The organism is Microbacterium foliorum, from assembly GCF_003367705.1.
GTDB classification, from domain to species: domain Bacteria; phylum Actinomycetota; class Actinomycetes; order Actinomycetales; family Microbacteriaceae; genus Microbacterium; species Microbacterium foliorum.
The window spans coordinates 1,864,827-1,883,346 of the sequence record NZ_CP031425.1 but is presented as its reverse complement, the minus strand read 5'-3'; the positions used below and the strand labels follow the sequence as shown (position 1 = coordinate 1,883,346).

21 protein-coding genes and 4 tRNA genes are annotated in these 18,520 nt (G+C 67.5%); 13 read left to right on the top strand and 12 right to left on the bottom strand.

The features are described 5' to 3' along the window. The first annotated feature begins 5 nt into the window (after positions 1-5). Positions 6-1,160: an alpha/beta hydrolase family protein gene (locus tag DXT68_RS08770; protein ID WP_045255045.1), complete on the top strand. Its 1,155-nt coding sequence runs from the start codon at positions 6-8 to the stop codon at positions 1,158-1,160. Here DXT68_RS08770 and DXT68_RS08765 read toward each other — a convergent pair. After that, positions 1,144-1,575, bottom strand: coding sequence for a SufE family protein (locus DXT68_RS08765; RefSeq protein WP_045255600.1), 432 nt, complete (start codon positions 1,573-1,575; stop codon positions 1,144-1,146). The two genes, DXT68_RS08770 and DXT68_RS08765, sit on opposite strands and share 17 nt — an antisense overlap. Before the next feature lie 19 nt (positions 1,576-1,594). Beyond that, positions 1,595-2,488: a sulfurtransferase gene (locus DXT68_RS08760; protein WP_045255046.1), complete on the bottom strand. Its 894-nt coding sequence runs from the start codon at positions 2,486-2,488 to the stop codon at positions 1,595-1,597. Positions 2,489-2,634: 146 nt separating this feature from the next. On the opposite strand from DXT68_RS08760, the gene zapE reads away from it, so the two are divergent. The 3 genes from zapE (at position 2,635) to DXT68_RS08745 (ending at position 5,603) form a co-directional block, all read left to right on the top strand. Further along, positions 2,635-3,684: a cell division protein ZapE gene (zapE, locus tag DXT68_RS08755; protein WP_045255047.1), complete on the top strand. Its 1,050-nt coding sequence runs from the start codon at positions 2,635-2,637 to the stop codon at positions 3,682-3,684. A 114-nt stretch (positions 3,685-3,798) separates the two neighbouring features. After that, a complete protein-coding gene (locus DXT68_RS08750; RefSeq protein ID WP_045255048.1) occupies positions 3,799-5,037 on the top strand; it encodes an ammonium transporter in 1,239 nt (412 codons plus the stop codon). Positions 5,038-5,057: 20 nt separating this feature from the next. Further along, positions 5,058-5,603, top strand: coding sequence for a type II toxin-antitoxin system PemK/MazF family toxin (locus DXT68_RS08745; RefSeq protein WP_082069011.1), 546 nt, complete (start codon positions 5,058-5,060; stop codon positions 5,601-5,603). Here the strand turns inward: DXT68_RS08745 and DXT68_RS08740 are convergent. Continuing rightward, positions 5,572-6,225: a Pr6Pr family membrane protein gene (locus tag DXT68_RS08740; RefSeq protein ID WP_045255049.1), complete on the bottom strand. Its 654-nt coding sequence runs from the start codon at positions 6,223-6,225 to the stop codon at positions 5,572-5,574. The genes DXT68_RS08745 and DXT68_RS08740 overlap by 32 nt on opposite strands. Positions 6,226-6,320: 95 nt before the next feature. Between DXT68_RS08740 and DXT68_RS08735 the strand changes: the two genes are divergently transcribed. Beyond that, a complete protein-coding gene (locus DXT68_RS08735; protein WP_045255050.1) occupies positions 6,321-6,701 on the top strand; it encodes an SPW repeat domain-containing protein in 381 nt (126 codons plus the stop codon). Positions 6,702-6,752: 51 nt separating this feature from the next. On the opposite strand, the gene DXT68_RS08730 is transcribed toward DXT68_RS08735, so the two are convergent. From DXT68_RS08730 to DXT68_RS08720, 3 genes are all read right to left on the bottom strand, one after another. After that, positions 6,753-7,175, bottom strand: a complete 423-nt coding sequence (locus DXT68_RS08730; protein ID WP_045255051.1) for a GIY-YIG nuclease family protein — start codon at positions 7,173-7,175, stop codon at positions 6,753-6,755. Between the two features lie 28 nt (positions 7,176-7,203). Beyond that, positions 7,204-7,656, bottom strand: coding sequence for a hypothetical protein (locus DXT68_RS08725; protein ID WP_052677820.1), 453 nt, complete (start codon positions 7,654-7,656; stop codon positions 7,204-7,206). Positions 7,657-7,739: 83 nt separating this feature from the next. Further along, positions 7,740-7,812 (bottom strand) — tRNA-Val (locus DXT68_RS08720). A gap of 152 nt (positions 7,813-7,964) precedes the next feature. Between DXT68_RS08720 and DXT68_RS08715 the strand changes: the two genes are divergently transcribed. The 3 genes from DXT68_RS08715 (at position 7,965) to DXT68_RS08705 (ending at position 8,258) form a co-directional block, all read left to right on the top strand. Then, positions 7,965-8,037 (top strand) — tRNA-Gly (locus tag DXT68_RS08715). Between the two features lie 53 nt (positions 8,038-8,090). Continuing rightward, positions 8,091-8,161: transfer RNA gene (locus DXT68_RS08710), tRNA-Cys, on the top strand. A gap of 25 nt (positions 8,162-8,186) precedes the next feature. Further along, positions 8,187-8,258, top strand: a tRNA-Val gene (locus tag DXT68_RS08705). Between the two features lie 145 nt (positions 8,259-8,403). Here DXT68_RS08705 and DXT68_RS08700 read toward each other — a convergent pair. The 5 genes from DXT68_RS08700 to DXT68_RS08680 all read right to left on the bottom strand — a co-directional run bounded on the left by DXT68_RS08700 (position 8,404) and on the right by DXT68_RS08680 (position 12,514). Then, positions 8,404-9,192 carry a hypothetical protein gene (locus DXT68_RS08700; RefSeq protein ID WP_156149313.1) on the bottom strand — a complete coding sequence of 263 codons (789 nt, stop codon included), beginning with the start codon at positions 9,190-9,192 and terminating at the stop codon, positions 8,404-8,406. Positions 9,193-9,417: 225 nt separating this feature from the next. Next, positions 9,418-9,612, bottom strand: a complete 195-nt coding sequence (locus DXT68_RS08695) for a hypothetical protein (RefSeq protein ID WP_045255053.1) — start codon at positions 9,610-9,612, stop codon at positions 9,418-9,420. Between the two features lie 63 nt (positions 9,613-9,675). Beyond that, positions 9,676-11,025 (bottom strand): cryptochrome/photolyase family protein, encoded by a 1,350-nt coding sequence (locus DXT68_RS08690; protein ID WP_045255054.1) that lies wholly within the window; start codon positions 11,023-11,025, stop codon positions 9,676-9,678. A 57-nt stretch (positions 11,026-11,082) separates the two neighbouring features. After that, on the bottom strand, positions 11,083-11,502 hold the full coding sequence (locus tag DXT68_RS08685; RefSeq protein WP_052677821.1) for a DoxX family protein: 420 nt from the start codon (positions 11,500-11,502) through the stop codon (positions 11,083-11,085). 61 nt (positions 11,503-11,563) lie between these two features. Next, the gene (locus DXT68_RS08680) at positions 11,564-12,514 is read right to left on the bottom strand and encodes an alpha/beta hydrolase (protein ID WP_052677860.1); all 951 of its coding nucleotides are present in this window, start codon (positions 12,512-12,514) and stop codon (positions 11,564-11,566) included. A gap of 179 nt (positions 12,515-12,693) precedes the next feature. Here DXT68_RS08680 and DXT68_RS08675 point away from each other — a divergent pair, with 179 nt between their 5' ends. From DXT68_RS08675 to DXT68_RS08655, 5 genes are all read left to right on the top strand, one after another. Then, on the top strand, positions 12,694-13,851 hold the full coding sequence (locus tag DXT68_RS08675) for a sensor histidine kinase (protein WP_045255055.1): 1,158 nt from the start codon (positions 12,694-12,696) through the stop codon (positions 13,849-13,851). Then, positions 13,818-14,531, top strand: coding sequence for a response regulator (locus DXT68_RS08670; protein ID WP_230108228.1), 714 nt, complete (start codon positions 13,818-13,820; stop codon positions 14,529-14,531). The genes DXT68_RS08675 and DXT68_RS08670 overlap by 34 nt, the downstream gene beginning before the upstream one ends. 36 nt (positions 14,532-14,567) lie before the next feature. After that, positions 14,568-14,927: a YnfA family protein gene (locus DXT68_RS08665; protein ID WP_045255056.1), complete on the top strand. Its 360-nt coding sequence runs from the start codon at positions 14,568-14,570 to the stop codon at positions 14,925-14,927. Between the two features lie 121 nt (positions 14,928-15,048). Next, entirely contained in the window at positions 15,049-16,992 is a 1,944-nt protein-coding gene (gene thrS, locus DXT68_RS08660; RefSeq protein ID WP_244918559.1) for a threonine--tRNA ligase, read from the top strand. After that, the gene (locus DXT68_RS08655; RefSeq protein ID WP_045255058.1) at positions 16,989-17,543 is read left to right on the top strand and encodes an HIT family protein; all 555 of its coding nucleotides are present in this window, start codon (positions 16,989-16,991) and stop codon (positions 17,541-17,543) included. Before thrS ends, DXT68_RS08655 begins: the two co-directional genes overlap by 4 nt. 114 nt (positions 17,544-17,657) lie before the next feature. Here the strand turns inward: DXT68_RS08655 and pdxY are convergent, their stop codons facing one another. Continuing rightward, positions 17,658-18,509, bottom strand: coding sequence for a pyridoxal kinase PdxY (gene pdxY, locus DXT68_RS08650; RefSeq protein ID WP_045255059.1), 852 nt, complete (start codon positions 18,507-18,509; stop codon positions 17,658-17,660). Between the last annotated feature and the right edge of the window lie 11 nt (positions 18,510-18,520).

Genomic DNA, 18,520 nt, shown 5'->3' with positions numbered 1-18,520 from the left:
AAGCGATGAAGAGTCTCAGGCACGCCGTTGCGCTCCTTGTCCCTGTGCTGCTCGCTCTCGGGGCGGCGATGACCCTGCTCGTGCTGCGCATCGCACGACGGGTGGTGATTCCGGCGAAACGCCCGGCGGATGCGCGGATCCTCGCCGTCGACACCGGTGCGCAGACCATCGAACTGTCCCGTACGCGCGACACCGAGCTGCCGGGGCGCTACGGCCTGTTCACCTCGGGCACCTATGGCTACGTCAAGCTCGGTGCCGTGCTCAGCGTCGGTGCGACAAGTGTGCGACGCAAGCTGCTGACCGAGATCGAGACGGGGGCTCAGGTCGACCGCGATGCGGCGTTCAGCGGCTGGTACTACGCGACGCCGAGTGAGCTGCACCTGCGATGGGAGAACGTGCTGATCGGCTCGCCTGCCGGCCCGTGTCCCGCGTGGTTCTTCCCCGCGGAGTCCTCGACCTGGGTCATCCAGGTGCACGGACGCGGAGTGACCCGTGCGGAGTGCCTGCGGGCGGTGCCGGTGCTCCATGCGGCGGGGTTCCCGAATCTCGTGGTCTCGTATCGCAACGACGGCGAGGCGCCGCGCAGTCGTGCGGGCGCCTACGCCCTCGGTGCGGCCGAATGGCGCGACGTCGATGCTGCGGTGGCCTACGCGCTGCGGCACGGAGCCGAGCGGGTGATCCTGATGGGGTGGTCGATGGGCGGCGCCGTGTCGCTGCAGACCGCGGTCAATTCAGGCCATCGCGACCGCATCGCCGGGCTGATCCTCGAGTCTCCCGTGATCGACTGGCGGACCGTGCTGCGCTTCCAGGCGAGGGAGGCGGGGATGCGTGCACCGCTGCCGGATCTCGCCATGAGCGCACTCTCGGTGCCGCTGACCGCGCGACTCAGCGGCGCGGAGGATGCCATTCCCTTCGACCGGCTCGACATGGTCGCCAGGGCCGATGAACTGGCGGTGCCGATCCTGATCCTGCACAGCGACGACGACGGTTTCGTGCCTGCAGACGCCTCGCACGCGCTGCAACGGGCGAGGCCGGATCTCGTGACGATGCCGAGCTTCTCGGTCGCTCGCCACACGAAGCTGTGGAACTACGACCAGACCGGCTGGAACACCGCGATCACCGGATGGCTGGCCTCGCAGGGCTTCAGCGCTTCTGCCTGACCTGATTCTTGGCGCGCATCAGCATTCCGGTCATGCCGCCGATCCGCAGAGGTGAGACGGCCTTCGTGAGACCGATCGACTGCGGGTAGTCGTCGGGGATCGCCAGCACCTCGTCGGCGGTGAGGCCCGAGATGCCCTGCACCAGGATGCTCGCGAATCCGCGCGTCGTCGGAGCCTCCGGCGGAGCCGTGGCGTGCATCGTGACGATGCCCTCGTCGACCTCGACGTAGATGTAGACGGGCGACTGGCACTCGGCCACGCGCTCGTACATCTCCGGGTGATTCGCGACCTCCTCGGAGACCGCAGGCAGTTCGTCCGAGTACTCCAGCAGGAGCAGCAGGCGGTCGGCCTCGGGTGTCTCGAGGAAGCCGTCGCGGATCTCGGCGAGGGTGGCAGGAACGTCGCTGGTGCTCATCCCCGTCATTCTTCCACGGTCAGAGGGAACCGGGCTCCGAGCCCGTGACGATCGGCACCCGCACCGCGCTGCCCCACTCGGTCCACGAACCGTCATAGTTGCGCACGTTCTCGAAGCCCAGGAGGTGCTTCAGCACGAACCAGGTGTGGCTGGATCGCTCACCGATCCGGCAGTACGCGACGACCTCGTCGCCGTCCACGAGTCCGGCGCCGTCGCGGTAGATGGCATCGAGCTCGGCGCGCGGGCGGAATCCGCCGTCCTCCGCCACGGCCTTGGCCCACGGCACGCTCTGGGCGGTGGGGATGTGGCCGGCCCGCAGTGTGCCCTCTTCGGGGTACGCGGGCGCGGTGGTGCGCTCACCGTTGTACTCCTCGGGAGAGCGGACGTCGATCAGCGGGCTGCCGATGTGGGCGAGCACATCGTCCTTGTACGCGCGGATGGCGGAGTCATCGCGCTGCACGATCGGGTACTCGGTCGGCGTGGGCGTCGGTGCGTCACGGGTGATCTCGCGTCCCTCGGAGATCCAGCGGTCACGGCCGCCGTCGAGCAGGCGGACGTCCTCGTGGCCGAACAGCGAGAAGACCCAGAGCGCGTAGGCGGCCCACCAGTTGTTCTTGTCGCCGTAGATCACGACGGTGTCGTCGCGGGAGATCCCCTTGCGGCTGAGCAGCGTCGCGAAGCCTTCGCCGTCGACGTAGTCGCGCACGACGGGATCGTTGAGCTCGGTGTGCCAGTCGACCTTCACCGCGCCGGGAATGTGCCCCGTCTCGTAGAGCAGGACGTCCTCGTCGGACTCCACCACGACCAGTCCCGGTGTTCCGAGGCGCTCGGCGAGCCACTCGGTGCTCACGAGCCGCCCCGGCTCCGAGTACTCGGCGAACTTGGGTGAGGTGGTGTCGAACTCGATGGCCACAGGGATCTCCTCAGACGGTGAGCGGCGATGGTGCAGGTGGTGACGGCGTAATGTGGAGCCGATACTTCGACGATAGATCCACGCCGTGCGCCCTGCACCCGATTCGTAAGACTTCGACACAGGTGCGCCCCCGATACAGGACTCTGATGACCGACACGCCCAGCCGCACGGGCATCGTGCACCTGACCGACCGCCAGCCGACCGTCTCGGGTCCGGAGATGCTGGCGAGTCTGGTCCCGCCGCCCCAGTTCGACGGCGCGACCTTCGAGAGCTACCGTGCGGATGACGCCTATCCCTCGCAGGAAGAGGCCAAGGAGACGCTGATCCGCTTCGCGGGCCCCGGCGCCCCCATGAAGCGCGGCGGTTTCTTCAGCAGGGCGAAGAAAGAACCCGACGCCAAGCCCGGGGTCTACCTGGACGGCGGCTTCGGTGTCGGCAAGACACACCTGCTCGCGGCGATCTATCACGCCATGCCTGCTCGCCGTAAGTACTTCGGATCGTTCATCGAGTACACGGCGCTCGTGGGCGCCCTCGGATACAAGAACACGGTCGACCTCCTCAAGGGCGCGGATCTTCTCTGCATCGATGAGTTCGAGCTCGATGATCCCGGTGACACGATGGTGATGACCCGTCTCATCGGCGAGCTGGTGCCCACGGGCACGAAGCTCGCGGCGACCTCGAACACTCCGCCGAACGCGCTCGGCGAGGGACGGTTCGCGGCGCAGGACTTCCTGCGCGAGATCCACGCCATGGCGGACAGCTTCCAGACGATCCGCATCGACGGCGTCGACTTCCGTCAGCGCGCTCTCGACGGTCATGCGGTCGTGAGCGACGCCGCCGAGTACGGAAAGGCCGTCGAGACCGGAGCGGCGAGCGGAACCGCATCCGACGACGCCTTCGGCGATGTCATCCGCCACCTCGCTCGAGTGCACCCCTCGCGGTACCTCCGGGTGATCTCCGGTCTCGACCTCGTCGGCCTGCGCGACGTGCAGGTGCTGACGGACCAGTCCGAGGCGCTGCGATTCGTCGCGTTCGTCGACCGGGTGTACGACGCGCAGATCCCGATCGTCGCCACCGGTGTGAGCCTCGACCAGGTGTTCGCCGACGAGATGCTGGGTGGGGGCTACCGCAAGAAGTATCTGCGCGCCATCTCCAGACTCAATGCACTTACACACGCGGATCGCAGTGTCGCGTAACGCGATGTTCACACCCGGGGCGCTCCTGTAACGTCGCCGCAACAAACCTCACGCATTCCGGAAATCGGGCCTCGTCACACTGAAGCTCTCAGTTCCCGAATGTGAGGTTTGACTATGGATGCTCCAGGCAACATCTCCTGGGCGATCACCGCGACCGCCCTCGTACTGCTCATGACGCCCGGCGTCGCCTTCTTCTACGGCGGCCTCGTGAAGGCCAAGAGCGTCGTCAGCATGATGATGATGAGCTTCGGCTCGATCGGCCTCGTCGCAGTGCTCTGGATCCTCTTCGGATTCTCGATGAGCGCTGTCGACAGCCCCACCGCCTTCGCAGGCAACCCCTTCGCCGACATCGGGCTCTCCAGCCTCGCGGCCGGTGAAGGCTCGAACGTCGCTCTGCTCGGCGTCGCCTACGGTGCGACGTTCGCGATCATCACGGTGGCCCTGATCTCGGGTGCCATCGCCGACCGCGCGAAGTTCGGCAGCTGGCTGATCTTCGCCGGCGTCTTCGCCACCGTCGGATACTTCCCCGTCGCCGCCTGGGTCTGGGGTGGCGGATGGATCATGAACCTCGGCACCACGCTCTTCGGTGAGGACAGCGGGATCGGCGTGATCGACTACGCCGGTGGTACCGCGGTGCACATCAACGCGGGAGCTGCGGCCCTCGCCCTCGCCCTCGTCCTCGGCAAGCGCATCGGGTTCCAGAAGGGCATCCTGAAGCCGCACAACGTGCCGCTGACCCTGCTCGGCGCCGCCCTGCTGTGGTTCGGCTGGTTCGGCTTCAACGCCGGTGCGGAGTGGCTCTCGGAGGACATGGGCGGTGTCGGACTCATCGGCATCAACACGCTCGGCGCCACCGCGGCGGCCATCCTCGGCTGGATCCTCATCGAGAAGATCAAGGACGGCAAGCCCACCTCCGTGGGTGCGGCATCGGGTGCGGTCGCCGGACTCGTCGCGATCACCCCGGCGTGCGCGAACCTGACGCCGGGCTGGGCGCTCCTGCTGGGCCTGCTGGCCGGTGTGGTCTGCGCACTGGCGATCGAGCTCAAGTTCCGTCTCGGCTTCGACGACTCGCTCGACGTCGTCGGCATCCACCTCGTCGGTGGGCTCATCGGAACCCTGTACCTCGGCTTCTTCGCCACCGGCACCGGACTGTTCGTCGGCGGCGACGCCCGCCAGCTCGCGGTCCAGGTGATCGCCGCTCTCGGTGTGCTGATCTACTCCTTCGTCGTCGCCTTCATCATCGGCTTCGCGATCGAGAAGACGATCGGCTTCCGCGTCACGAACGAAGACGAGATCGCCGGTGTCGACCAGGTCGTGCACGGCGAGGAGGGCTACGCGCTCGCTGACGCCTGACCTGCCGTTAGGGTGACCGTGTGAGCACACGCAACGGCATCCTGGCACGACTCGCGGAGATCCTCTTCACAGCACTGGGATCTGACCGGGCGTCTCGGACGAACACTCGTCCGAGACGCCCGGTCTCGCGTGTGCGGTCTGCTCCTGAGACACGAGGAACCGGCACCGTGCGGATCGACCCCGCATCGATCGGTGATCTGCTCATCGGCTATGCGCCCCAGCGCGACGGCGCTCCGGATGCCGGCGAGATCATCTGGACCTGGGTGCCCTACGAGGAGAACGACGGCAGAGGCAAGGATCGGCCCCTGCTGGTGATCGGGCGGCAGTCATCCGATCGCGTCTACGCCCTGCGCATGACGAGCAAGCCCCACGACGGTCGGCGCGACTTCCTCTCGATCGGTTCCGGCGCCTGGGACGCCCAGGGAAGAGAATCCTGGGTCGACATCGAGCTGCTCTACAGCGTCCATGAGACGGGGCTGCGGCGCGAAGCCGCGGTGCTCGATCGGTCTCGCTACCGACGCGTCTCCACCGCTCTCACCGGCCGCTACGGGTGGACCGCGGGCTGACCCGCGAGATCGGCGCAGGCACCCGGCTGAGCGCCCATACGGCGGCAGCAGCCACGAGCAACGCGACCAGCAGGGCGGCGACGGTGGTGGAGAGCGACACCACACCGCGCTCGGGGAGCAGGAAGCCGTACGGCACCCATCCGTCTGTGACGCCGCGGCCCAGCACGACGAGGAGCCAGAGCATCGGATAGGGCAGCACCAGCCAGAGCAGACGCCACGGCTGCGGGGGCCGATCGCCCACACGCAGCCAGTCGAGCACCAGCAGCAGCGGGAAGACGGTGTGCAGCACCAGGCTCACCCACGCGGGAGCGCTGCCTGTGCCCGGCACGATGAGGTTGTAGACGAGCGCCACCATGATCATGCAGGCAGTCACCACTGCGCGCGCGGTGGTGAGCCCCGCCGGGACGCGGCGTCGACGGAGTCCGAGCAGGCTGGTGCTCAGCAGGATGAGGCACGCGATCAGGCTCGTCAGATTCGTGAAGTAGCCGAAGAAGTCGAAGAGGCTCGGTCCCTGTCGAGGGATCCCGATGACGTAGGTGAAGACGAGGATGCCGATCACCGCCGCCCCCACGATGCCGCGAAGCGCCGAGACACGGCGGGAGGGGAGTGCCTCTGTGCGCATCGCCCCAGCCTAGGAGCGCAGTGGAGGCAATCCGTTGCGGTGGGCACTGCGAACAACCTGTGAGTCGCACACAGCGGCGAAATCAAGGAGGAATCATGCGCTTCATCCCCACCAAGGTCCACGGCATCCTCGACTACATCGTCGGTGTGGCTCTGATCGCAGCACCGTGGCTGTTCGGCTTCGCGGGCATCGGCGGACCCGCCGTGATCATCCCGATCGTGCTCGGCGTCGGCCTCATCGTCTACAGCCTGTTCACCAAGTACGAGTGGGGCCCCTTCGGCGTCATCCCGATGCCGGTCCACCTCGTCTTCGACATCGTCGCCAGCCTCTTCCTCGCCCTGTCGCCGTGGATCTTCGGCTTCTCGACCGAGGCGCCGAACGTCTGGGTGCCTCACGTCGTCGTCGGCGTCGCCGTGATCCTCGTGGTCCTGTTCTCGCAGCCGCAGCCCGCGAAGGTCAAGGCCGCCCGCGCCTGACGCTCTGCACTCTGAAGCCCCCGCACGGAACCACGGTCCCGTGCGGGGGCTTCAGTTCTGCGATGCGCGGCTCACCCACTGCGCATAGAGCTGCCAGGGGTCGGTCACCGTGCGGAGTCCGGCGATGTGGCTCTCGAGATGCGGCGTGAGGGTGAACCACTCGCCGCCCTCTCGGATGTCCGCGAACTCGCGATGCCGCGCCTGTTCGATCTCGCGTCCTCCGGGTTCGAACGCGAGGAGCTCTTCGTGTCGGATGCTGCCCAGGCGCTGGCGCGGGCGGCGACTCGTGCCGATCTTCACCCGACGCGCGTAGCGGATGTAGTACACGACCTCGATCACCGGACGCGGGAGATCGGGATCGGGGGAGTCGCCATAGCGCCATCCGCACCAGGCGCACATCAGAGCACTGGACACCCGCACCGCGTCGGTGCGTCCGCACAGGGAGCACGGGCTCGGGAGACGGAGGGGCGACACGTCGGGACTCTACCCGCGGCTGCCGACGTCAGACCTCGCCGCGGCGCCGCTTGCGCCCGCGGGGCACCCAGTTCCACCAGGTGAAGTGGTGGTCGCCCTGCTCGACGTCGAACTCCTGCCCGCAGACCGTGCACTCGCAGTCATAGGTCATCGACCAGCCCGGTTCGCTCGTCGACCGGATCACGATGTGGCCGGCGGCCTCCTCCTTGCGCGGGTCGTTCGTGAGGATGCCCGGGTACGCGGCGCACCAGCACTTCCCGTCGCGATACTGCTCGATCTTCGTGAACGCGTGCTCGAGGTGCGCGTTGTTGGAGTAGATCATGCCGCCCAGATCGAGCGCAGTCGTCTGTCTTCTGATCCTGGGCAGGGCAGCGACCAGGGGATCGAGTTCTCCGGGGTCCCGAGAACCGATCGTCTGCCAGAGGGCGTGGATCACACGGCTGCGATCGCCGGAGAGGAAGTCGTCGAGCAGTGTGGTCACCCGGCCAGGCTAACAAGCCCGGAGGGAGACCCCCGACCGACGGAAAAAGCCCCGCACATCGTGGGATGTGCGGGGCCTGTCTGTGGGCGATACCGGACTCGAACCGATGACCTCTTCCGTGTGAAGGAAGCGCGCTACCAACTGCGCCAATCGCCCATACCCGAGGGGTACGTCAACCGATACTACCGGACGCTCGGAGCCGTCGCGCACCACCGCAGCGGACACGCGCGAGATTCGCTCCCGGTTTTGACAGCGGTCGATCATCGGCTAATGTTTCATAAGTGCCCGGGACAACAACCGGGAACAACGCGGATGTAGCGCAGTTGGTAGCGCACAACCTTGCCAAGGTTGGGGTCGCGAGTTCGAGTCTCGTCATCCGCTCAAGTGCAGGGGCCTTCTTCGGAGGGCCTTCCGCACGTGGGGTCAATCCACACGGTGGCGTGGCCGAGCGGCTAGGCACCGGCCTGCAAAGCCGTTTACACGGGTTCGAATCCCGTCGCCACCTCTCACAAACTGAATAGCCCACATGGGCGCGATTGGCGCAGCGGTAGCGCGCTTCCCTGACACGGAAGAGGTCACTGGTTCGATCCCAGTATCGCGCACAGACAAAACCCCCGGTTCACCGGGGGTTTTTCGTATCTACGGGCCATTCCAGGGAGATTCTAGGCATGGCACGCGAGATCGACATCATCACCATCATGTGCATCCTGTCGCGCGTGATCAATGCCTCGGGCGCCACCGTCGTGTCTACGCACCCTCATCCTCGAACTCGGTCGCGAACCTGACCAACACCTCATAGGGGGCGGCGATCTCCGATCGTTCGATAGTTTCGAGATCCATCAGCCCCGCGAGGAGGGTGCCTCGCGAGCTGAGCTTGACAGAGCTCAAGCGCATGTCAAAACCAGGCAAGGACCGTTCTGGATGACGAGGTGGGTAGTACAGCAATCCTCCATCCCCGATCATCGAGTTGAAGCTATCTGTGACTGCCCAGTCGTTCCACGTGGAGCCGTCATTCTTGAGTCCCGCCGCCGGCAGTGGAAACTCCTCCGGCCGAGAGATCAGCGACACCAGACACATCTCAAGCCACGAGATCGATTCAGCCTGCCGGATCACGAGATTCGCCACCTCTGCGCTGAGAGGTGGATCAAACGCGATGTTCGCAAAAACTCGCGCGAGGTGCGGTAACTTCTTCTGCTGATGCTCGGCTTGGGCGGCTCGCAAGACGCCCTCTAGCACTTCGTCAGCGTCCTGGCTTCCTGGGTCGAAGAACCCGTCGTCCCGGAAGGATTCTCCGTCGCGGAGCCTTCTGCTGATCTCTTCGGCGGCAAGGTCGAGTACCGTCGATACACGCGCTTCCTCCCGAGTGCTGAGGGCACGGTTCGCGAAGTCTGTCGCGGCCTGGCCCATCACTTCGCCGAGCATCGCTCCGACAACCGGGTCGCCGGTCGAGGCAGAAACCGCGCCACCAAACGCCGCGCCAATGTACCGAGAGACGGCGGCGGCGAATGCTGTCAACGGTTTCGGACGATCATCCATCCTCGAACATTAGCCAACGAGTGAGCTTCACACGGTCCGTGCCTCGGTCGTCTGATGTCGTTCGTGGCGTTTCACCGTGCCTGGCATTCCAAGGGGGAGGCGCACCGCGCGAACCTCGACGTCTCACCGGGTTGCAGGCTCGACGAGGTGTCTTGCGAAGCCTCGTGTCAGCAACTTCACACAATCGATCTCGATGTACAACCCTCCGACTTTCCGGAGCCCGGCTCAGGAGTTGTAGGGCTCGTGCGTGTCCCGACGTCGGTCTTTGCCCTCATCGATCCACCGTGTGTGCGCCCTCAGGCCGTGGAAGACACCGAAGCGGATCACCAGGTACGCGAGCAGCAATCCGACGAGCAGAAAGATCAGCCAGATCGCGATACCGAGGAGAGATGACAGGGCGAAATGCGCGGGGAAGTTCATGGACCGACCGTATCGCGCTGCCCGCCCCGCGAGAACGCTGCCAGACCGGTGGGGTGACCCGCCTCAGCTCGGGGCGGGCGAGGAACGCTTGACGACGTCGTAGGCCGCGAGCGCCGCCTTGCGCGTCGCCGCGAGATCGACGATCGGCTCGGTCGGAGCATCCGCTGCCCACTCCGAGATGTAAAGACCGTGCGGATCGAACTTCTTGGCCTGGAGGTCGGGGTTGAACACCCGGAAGTACGGCGCCGCATCGGCCCCGGACCCGGCGACCCATTGCCAGTTGAAAGGATTGCTCGCGCCGTCGGCGTCGACGAGAGTGTCCCAGAACCACTCCTCGCCGCGCCGCCAGTCGATCAGCAGGTTCTTGACCAGGAATGACGCGGTGACCATGCGCACGCGGTTGTGCATGAAGCCGGTATGCCACAGTTCGCGCATGCCCGCATCGACCAGCGGGATGCCGGTGGCGCCGCGCTGCCACGCAGCGAGCTGAGCAGGGTCGAGGGGCGGCCAGGGGAACGCGTCGAACTGGCGGCGGAGGTTCACGGTGGCCAGATCGGGGGAGTGGAACACGGTGTGCCACGCGAACTCCCGCCATCCCAGTTCAGAGAGGAACCCTGCGGCACCGTGCGCATCGACGGCCTCGTGCCAGACGGTGAACGGGCTCAGCTCGCCCCAGCGCAGTCGCGGTGAGAGCAGTGAGGTGGCACCGGCGGACGGCTCGTCCCTCGCGCGGTCGTACGTGCCGATGTCGTCGTGGAGGAACGACCTCAGGCGGGCCCGAGCGGCGGGCTCGCCGGGCTCCCACGTGTCGCGCAGGCCGCCCGCCCAGTCCGGTCGGGTCGGCAGGAGATCCCAGTCGTCGAGATCGTCGGAGGCGGGCCCTGGCGACAGCCCGTTCAGGCTTCGCGGCGCGGGCAGCGGTGCGCGGGGTGCGGGGAGGGCGAGGCATGCTCGCCAGAAGGGGGTGAAGACCGAGAAGTGGGTGCCGCTCCCGGTCTTCACCGTCCAGGGCTCGTGCAGCAGGGAACCGGCGAAGGAGGCGATCTCGAGCCCGTCATCACGGAGGGACGTCTTCAGCGCAGCGTCGATGTCGCGCTCGGCTCCGCCGTACCGGCGGTTCCAGAACACCGCGCTCGCCCCGGTGTCCGCCACGGCCTCGCGGACGACGCGCTCGGCGGGCCCACGCCGCAGCGTCAACGTCGCCCCGAGGTCGTGCAGGCGACCGCTCAGCGAGGCGAGCGAATGGTGCAGCCACCAGCGCGCAGCGCCGCCGAACGGCCGGATCCCGGGCGACTCCTCGTCGAGGACGTAGAGCACGACGATCGGCTCGTCACGGTCGATGGCTGCGCGCAGCGCCGGGTTGTCGGCGAGGCGGAGGTCGTCACGGAGCCACACGATCGAGGGGGAGGACATGGCTCCATTCTCGCCCGCGCGACGGAATCGGCGGGCAGGGGTTGCGTGCCGCGCGCCTCAGCGACTACGACGCCACGGGCGAACAGCAGGAACAGGATCGGGAGCAGTCGCCCACAGTGCCCAGAGCACCAGCAGCGGCTGGAAGAACAGTCGGCCGAAGCGTCGCGCCTCGGTATCGAGACCGGGGGTCGAACGGTGGGTGCGCCACTGGTGCACGTTCCCGGGCAGGACGGCGACGAAGAACGCGGCCGTCGCGACGCCGATGCGTCGTCTCTCCTTCGGCAGCGCGAGGAGCCCGACCGCGAGGGCCACCTCGGCGGCGCCGGAGGCGATCACGATCGCGTCCTTGTCGAGGCGGGTGGCCTTCGTGGCCCAGTCCGGGACGACGACCCGGAAACCTCGGGTGCTCACGAAGTGGACGATGCCGATCGCCCCCAGGGCGAGTGCGAGGATCCAACGCGCCAGTGCTCTGATCATCCGCTCACGCTACCCCGGCGCGTCCGAGGGCCCGCTGTTCGCCGGGGCGCGTCGCAGCGGGTCAGTCGACGAGGAGCCGACGATCGGCCTCCCACAGACGGAAATCGTCGGCGATCTCGGGGGCGTGCGTGTGATGAAGATAGTGCTCGCCGTCGAGGGGGATCACGGTTCCGTCGTCGACCTCCGCTGCCTGACTCTCGTGGAGGTCGATCCAGTCCGGATTGCCGGCATTGTCGGCGACCACGAACAGCAGGACGGGGAGCGCGACGGGAAAGCCGGTGCCCGCGGCATCCGCGAAGTTGGTCCTGATGCGGTTCATCTCGTCGAGGTAGGTGGGGGTGAGCGAGTTCCGGTTGCTGAGCAGCGACATCTGTTCGCGCGCGTCGTCGTCGTAGTCGAGCCCGTCGAGACCGTCGCCGGACGCGTGCGCGACCAGGCGGATCAGGCCGAGATTCTTGGCCGCGGCCAGCAGACCGGTGGGGAAGACCGTGTCCATGTTCGGCTGGCCCGGCACGCTGCTGTCGATCCCGACGAATGCCGTCACCTCGTCGGCGTACCGGTTCGCGTATTCGATCGCGTACAGGCCCGCGATCGAGTGCCCCATCACCACGTAGCGGTCGACCTCGAGCACCTGCAGCGCCTCGTGGATCTCGTCCACGATGTTGTCGGTCGTCCTCGCGCGTTCGGTGCCGTCGCTCAGGCCGTAGCCGAACGGCTCCACGACGATGACGCGGTGGTCCTGCGCGAGTTCTGCAACCAGAGGCTCGAAGTCGAGGGCCGGCGAGGCGGTGCCGAAGCCGGGGAGCAGGACGACGTCCTGATCGCCCTCGCCGCTGACGGCCACGTTCATCGACCGTCCCTCGACGCTCACGGTTCGACCGTACGTCTCTATCCGGTCCTTCTCCGTCTCGGTCGACACGGCGTTCACCACGGTGGTGGTCGTCAGTCCGACCGCCAGCAGGGTGCCGACGGACCCGGCGACGATGAGGGCTCTTCTGAGAGACGTGCGCACGATGGCCTTCCCGGCGCGCACGGGGTCGAAGGGGTGGTGCGCGACTGTCCTCCCAGCCTGGAGCAGGAGCTCCACCGGCGCGTCAGCCCGCCGTGGACACCTCGGTACCGCGTTCGCAGTACGCGGAAGTCATCCGCCGGGCGGATCCGCGGCGGGCGCACACACGAAATACTGGATGTATGCCGACCACCCGTGCCCGCCGTGACGGGTTCGGGATGTCCGATCTCCTCGCCGTCGCGCTGATCGTGTTCTTCGCCGTGCTGCCGTTTCCCGACGAGACCTTCCGGGCCGAGGGGATGCTGCTGATCCCTGCCCTCGCTCCGGCTCTGATCATGCCCTTCCGGGGCAGGTGGCCGATCACCGCTCTGGTCGTCAGCCTGGCGTGCGTCGTCGCCGTCGCCGCGTCAGGGTCGATCTCTCCCAGCGCGCTCCTCGCCGTCGCGATCGCCTGCTTCGCGGTGGTCGATCGCCTCGGGCGACGCATCGGGCTGCTCTCCCTCGGCATATCGGTCGCGGTCGCGTTCCTCGCCGACGCCTGGGCGCTCGGCGGTGATCTCCTCGATGCGACGGCGCTGCAGTTCATCCTGATCATCGTCCTGGGTGGCGCCCTGGGGGACACGGCCCGGTCGCGGCGGGAGTTCGTCGCGGCGATGATCGAACGCGCAGAGCGGGCCGAGCGGAGCCGCGACGACGAGGCGCGCAGACGGGTCGCCGAAGACAGGGTGCGGATCGCCCGCGACCTGCACGACGTGGTCGCACATCAGATCGCGGTGATCAGCCTGAACGCAGGCGTCGCCTCCACGTCTCTCGAGACACGGCCCGAGCGTGCACAGGAGGCTCTGGCGACGGTGCGCAACGCCTCACGGACGGTCCTCGCCGACATCGGGGGACTCATGACCCTGCTGCGTGCCGAGCCGGACGCCGATGAGCGCGCGCCCCGCCCGCAGAGCGGGCTGGGAGACCTCGAGACGCTGCTCTCCGGCTTCCGTGCGGCGGGACTTCGCATCGACCTGCGGGATCCTCACCACGGGTTCGCTCTGTCGCCGGCCGGCGATCATGTCGCGTACCTGGTGCTCCACGAGGCGCTCACCAACGCGCACAAGCACGGTCGCGGCGGCACGGCGACCGTCGCCCTGCGTGCCGAGGGCGCAGCGGTGCACCTGACGATCGTGAACCCGGCTGCGGACGACGCGTCGAGTCCTCTCCGGGCAGGACACGGGCTTCGCGGTCTGCAGGAGCGCCTCACCGCGGTCGGAGGCACCATGCACGTCGGCAGCGACGGCGGGGTCTTCTCGCTCGAGGCGTGGATCCCGACCGAGACGGCCCCGACCTCGTGACGATCTCGGTGCTCGTCGTCGACGACCAGCCTCTCGTGCGGCTGGCAGTACGGGACATCCTCGTCGACGGCGGTCTTCTCGTCGTCGGCGAGGCGTCGGACGGACGCGCCGCGGTGCGCGCAGCCATCGAGACTGCGCCCGATGTCGTGCTGATGGACATCAGGATGCCGGAGCTCGACGGGATCGCCGCCACGGCTCTGATCCGTGCGAACACGGACGCGAGCGCGGACGCGTCGCACCGGCCCCGAGTGCTCGTGCTGACGACGTTCGAGGACGACGAGAACGTCGTCGCGGCACTGCGTGCGGGCGCGAGCGGATTCATCGGCAAGGGGGCCGAACCCGACGAGATCGTCCGCGCCGTGCGCACCGTGCACCAAGGCGAGGCACTGCTCTCGTCGTCCGCGACGCGAGCACTGATCGCTCGTGCGGTAGGTCGCGGCGGCGCGCTGCGTTCGGAGCGGTGGGAGGCTGCGCTGGCGCCGCTGACGCCACGGGAGCGCGAGGTTCTCGAGCTCGTCGCCGAGGGGCTCACGAATCAGGACATCGCCGCCCGCCTGACGATCTCGCCGCACACCGCGAAAACCCATGTGAACCGGATCATGACGAAGGTCGCCGCGAGTGACAGGGCACAGCTCGTGATCCTCGCCTACGAGTCAGGGCTCGTGACCGCGGGAGAGTGATTCCGGGACTCGCGGGTCTGCGCCACACTGGGATCCATGACCGTCCTGCGCATCAGCATCCTCTTCGTGCTCGCCGCCGTCGCCGAGATCGGCGGAGCCTGGCTGATCTGGCAGGCGATCAAGGAGAACAGGGGATGGGTGTTCGCGGTGCTCGGGGTCATGGCGCTCGGCGCGTACGGCTTCATCGCGGCCCTGCAGCCCGATGCGAACTTCGGGCGCGTGCTCGCCTCGTACGGGGGTGTGTTCATCGCGGGATCGCTCGCCTGGGGCATCATCGTCGACGGGTTCAAGCCCACCCTCTGGGACTGGGCGGGCTCGGCGATCGCCCTGGTCGGCGCGGCCACCATCATCCTCGCGCCGACAGCCGCGAACACCGCGACCGAGACGGCGTCGTAGCGGTCAGCGGCCCCCAGGCATGCGAGTAGCCTAGATCCAGACCCAGATGGAGTGTGCAGTGCCTGAAAATGCTCAGCCGAAAGACGGCTTCGCCCTGTTCTCTGACCGTTCAGTCGTCGCGATGCGCGTCAACGGAACCCTCAAGGACCTCGCCGCGACAGTGACGGATGCCGACGAGGTGGAGCCGGTCACGATCGACAGCCCCGACGGACTCGACATCCTCCGTCACTCGGCCGCGCACGTGCTCGCGCAGGCGGTGCAGCGGATCAACCCGCAGGCGAACCTCGGGATCGGCCCGCCCATCACCGACGGCTTCTACTACGACTTCGGCGTCGAGACCCCGTTCACGCCCGAGGACATCAAGGCGATCACCAAGGAGATGCAGCGCATCGTCCGTGAGGGGCAGCGTTTCGTGCGCCGCGTCGTCACCGACGACGAGGCGCGCGCGGAGCTCGCCGACGAGCCGTTCAAGCTCGAGCTGATCGGGCTCAAGGGCCCTTCGGCAGGCTCAGGGACCGTGGGAAAGGTCGAGGGTGCATCCGTCGAGGTCGGCGAGGGCGAGCTGACGATCTACGACAACACCACCCGCGACGGCGAGGTCGTCTGGAAGGACCTCTGCCGCGGGCCGCACCTGCCCAACACCCGCATGATCGGCAACGGCTGGGATCTGACCCGCATCGCCGCCGCCTACTGGCGAGGCAGTGAGAAGAACCCGCAGCTGCAGCGCATCTACGGCACGGCATGGCCGTCGAAGGACGAGCTGCGCGAGTACCAGCACCGTCTCGAGGAGGCCGCCAAGCGCGACCACCGTCGCCTCGGCAAGGAACTCGACCTGTTCTCGTTCCCCGAGGAGATCGGCTCGGGTCTCTCGGTCTGGCACCCGCGCGGCGGCGTCGTCCGCGGCGAGATGGAGCAGCACGCGCGCAGGCGCCACATCGAGGGCGGGTACACCTACGTGTACACGCCGCACATCTCGAAGGAAGACCTCTTCCTCACCTCGAATCACCTCGTCACGTACAAGGAGGGCATGTACCCGCCGATCGTCATGGACGAGGAGCGCGACGACGAGGGCAACATCACCAAGCAGGGCCAGGACTACTACCTGAAGCCGATGAACTGCCCGATGCACATCCTGATCTACAAGGAGCGTGCGCGCAGCTACCGCGACCTGCCGCTGCGGTTCGCCGAGAACGGCACCGTCTACCGCAACGAGCTGTCCGGCGCGCTGCACGGGCTCACCCGCGTCCGCGGCTTCACCCAGGACGACTCGCACCTCTTCGTCACGCCGGATCAGCTCGAGGGCGAGGTCGCGAAGGTCCTGGAGTTCATCCTCTCGATGCTGCGCGACTTCGGTCTCACCGACTTCGAGCTCGAGCTGTCGATGAAGGACGATGAGAAGTCGAAGTGGATCGGCTCCGACGAGTTCTGGGACTCCTCGACCGATGCGCTGCGTCGCGTCGCGGTGGCCTCGGGCCTGAAGCTCACCGAGGTGCCCGGCGAGGCCGCGTTCTACGGGCCGAAGATCGACCTCAAGACGCGGGATGCGATCGGCCGCACCTGGCAGCTCTCGACCGTCCAGGTCGACCCGAACCTGCCCGAGCGCTTCGAACTCGAGTACATGGACAAGGACGGACAGAAGAAGCGTCCGATCATGATCCATCGCGCGCTGTTCGGCTCGATCGAGCGCTTCTTCGCGATCCTCCTCGAGCACTACGCCGGCGACTTCCCGGTCTGGCTGTCTCCGGTGCAGGTCGTGGGCATCCCCGTCGCCGACGAGTTCGCCGACTACCTCGGAGAGATCGTCGACACGCTGCGCACTCAGGGCGTCCGTGCCGAGCTCGACGCGTCGGACGACCGGATGCAGAAGAAGATCCGCACGCACACCACCGGCAAGGTGCCGCTGCTGCTGATCGCGGGGGAGAAGGACCGCGAAGCGGGCACCGTCTCGTTCCGCTACCGCGACGGCACCCAGGAGAACGGCGTGCCGATCGCCGACGCCGTCGCGCGCATCCGTGCCGCGATCGACGCGCACACGCTCGTGCAGACAGCAGGGGACCTGGCGTGACCACACCCTCGGGGCCGTGGGAGGACGCCGGAGAGTTCGCCGGCGTCCCCGACGAGTTCCAGCGACTGTGGACCCCGCACCGGATGGCGTACATCCAGGCGGGCCCCGAGCCGTTGCGCGAGGAATGCCCGTTCTGCGAGGCGCCGAAACATCCCGACGCCGAGCGGCTGATCGTCGCCAGAGGCGAGACGGCGTATGTGCTGCTCAACCTCTTCCCGTACAACTCCGGTCATCTGCTCGTGTGCCCCTACCGGCACATCGGCACCTACGACCAGGCGACGCCCGAGGAGGTCGCCGAGATCGGGGCGCTGACCCAGACGGGCATGCGCGTGCTGCGCGAGGTGTCACGCTGCGACGGCTTCAACCTCGGTATGAACCAGGGCGCGGTCGCGGGTGCCGGCGTCGACGGTCACCTGCACCAGCACATCGTGCCGCGGTGGACGTCGGACGCCAACTTCTTCCCGATCATCGCGAAGACGAAGGCGCTGCCGCAGCTGCTCGGCGAGGTGCGTGAGGCCGTCGCGAACGCGTGGCCGACGCCCGGTCGCTGAGTGTCGGCCGCGTTTCGTCTCGCTGCGCTCGCTCAACGAGCGGGTGCGTGCCCGTAGGTCGTCGAGCGAGGTGCGCAGCGACGAGACGAACGCGTGGCGGCACCGTGACGCCGTTCAGCGCACCTGTCGTGCGCTGAACTGCATCCGCGGGCTCGCATAGAACTCCTGCGCCTCGACGAGCTGCAGTTCGCGCGCACCGGACTCGAGGGTCGCGGCGAGCAGGTCGAAGACACTCGACGCCGTGCGCTCGAGCGCCGCCTTCGCGTCGCCGGTCTCGACATAGTGCGCGGTGAAGAGCGCCGCGGTCACGTCTCCTGAGCCGTTGGCCTTCATCGGCAGTCGCGGTGTCTGCACGATCCAGGCTCCGGCCGCATCCGCGACGAGCATCTCGATCGTGCCCTCTTCGCGGTCCGGGCGCTCCACGCTCGTGACGAGAACCGTACGGGGACCCATGGCCATGGCCAGGTCGACCGAGGTGAGCGTCGACTCCAGCGTGTCGGGCTCGGTGCCGGTGAGAAAGCCCAGCTCGAACTGGTTGGGGGTGATGATGTCGGCGACCGGCACGACCTTCTCGCGCAGCAGGATCGGGATGGCCGGTGCGACGAAGCATCCGGACTTCGCGTTCCCCATCACCGGATCGCAGGCGTACACGGCGCCGGGGTTCGCCGCCTTGACCCTGGCGACCGCGTCGATGATGACGTCACCGATCCCCTCGCCGCCCTGGTATCCGCTGAGCACCGCATCGATCTCGCCGAAGACGCCGCGCTCCTCGATGCCGGTGATGACCTCCCGCACGTCGTCGGGGGAGATCAGCGGACCGCGCCAGGCACCGTATCCGGTGTGGTTGGAGAAGGTGACCGTGTAGACCGGCAGCACCTCGACGCCGATGCGCTGCAGCGGGAAGACCGCAGCGGAGTTGCCGACGTGGCCGTACGCGACGGCTGACTGGATGGAGAGGACCTTCATTCCCCGATCCT

Excerpts from the sequence above, each read along its gene's own strand:
- DXT68_RS08665 (WP_045255056.1), top strand. The coding sequence starts at position 14,568 with ATGACCGTCCTGCGCATCAGCATCCTCTTCGTGCTCGCCGCCGTCGCC.
- zapE (WP_045255047.1), top strand. The coding sequence starts at position 2,635 with ATGACCGACACGCCCAGCCGCACGGGCATCGTGCACCTGACCGACCGC.
- DXT68_RS08740 (WP_045255049.1), bottom strand. The coding sequence starts at position 6,225 with ATGCGCACAGAGGCACTCCCCTCCCGCCGTGTCTCGGCGCTTCGCGGC.
- DXT68_RS08690 (WP_045255054.1), bottom strand. The coding sequence starts at position 11,025 with ATGTCCTCCCCCTCGATCGTGTGGCTCCGTGACGACCTCCGCCTCGCC.
- DXT68_RS08765 (WP_045255600.1), bottom strand. The coding sequence starts at position 1,575 with ATGAGCACCAGCGACGTTCCTGCCACCCTCGCCGAGATCCGCGACGGC.
- DXT68_RS08700 (WP_156149313.1), bottom strand. The coding sequence starts at position 9,192 with ATGGATGATCGTCCGAAACCGTTGACAGCATTCGCCGCCGCCGTCTCT.
- DXT68_RS08675 (WP_045255055.1), top strand. The coding sequence starts at position 12,694 with ATGCCGACCACCCGTGCCCGCCGTGACGGGTTCGGGATGTCCGATCTC.
- DXT68_RS08735 (WP_045255050.1), top strand. The coding sequence starts at position 6,321 with ATGCGCTTCATCCCCACCAAGGTCCACGGCATCCTCGACTACATCGTC.
- DXT68_RS08750 (WP_045255048.1), top strand. The coding sequence starts at position 3,799 with ATGGATGCTCCAGGCAACATCTCCTGGGCGATCACCGCGACCGCCCTC.
- DXT68_RS08770 (WP_045255045.1), top strand. The coding sequence starts at position 6 with ATGAAGAGTCTCAGGCACGCCGTTGCGCTCCTTGTCCCTGTGCTGCTC.
- pdxY (WP_045255059.1), bottom strand. The coding sequence starts at position 18,509 with ATGAAGGTCCTCTCCATCCAGTCAGCCGTCGCGTACGGCCACGTCGGC.
- thrS (WP_244918559.1), top strand. The coding sequence starts at position 15,049 with ATGCGCGTCAACGGAACCCTCAAGGACCTCGCCGCGACAGTGACGGAT.
- DXT68_RS08685 (WP_052677821.1), bottom strand. The coding sequence starts at position 11,502 with ATGATCAGAGCACTGGCGCGTTGGATCCTCGCACTCGCCCTGGGGGCG.
- DXT68_RS08695 (WP_045255053.1), bottom strand. The coding sequence starts at position 9,612 with ATGAACTTCCCCGCGCATTTCGCCCTGTCATCTCTCCTCGGTATCGCG.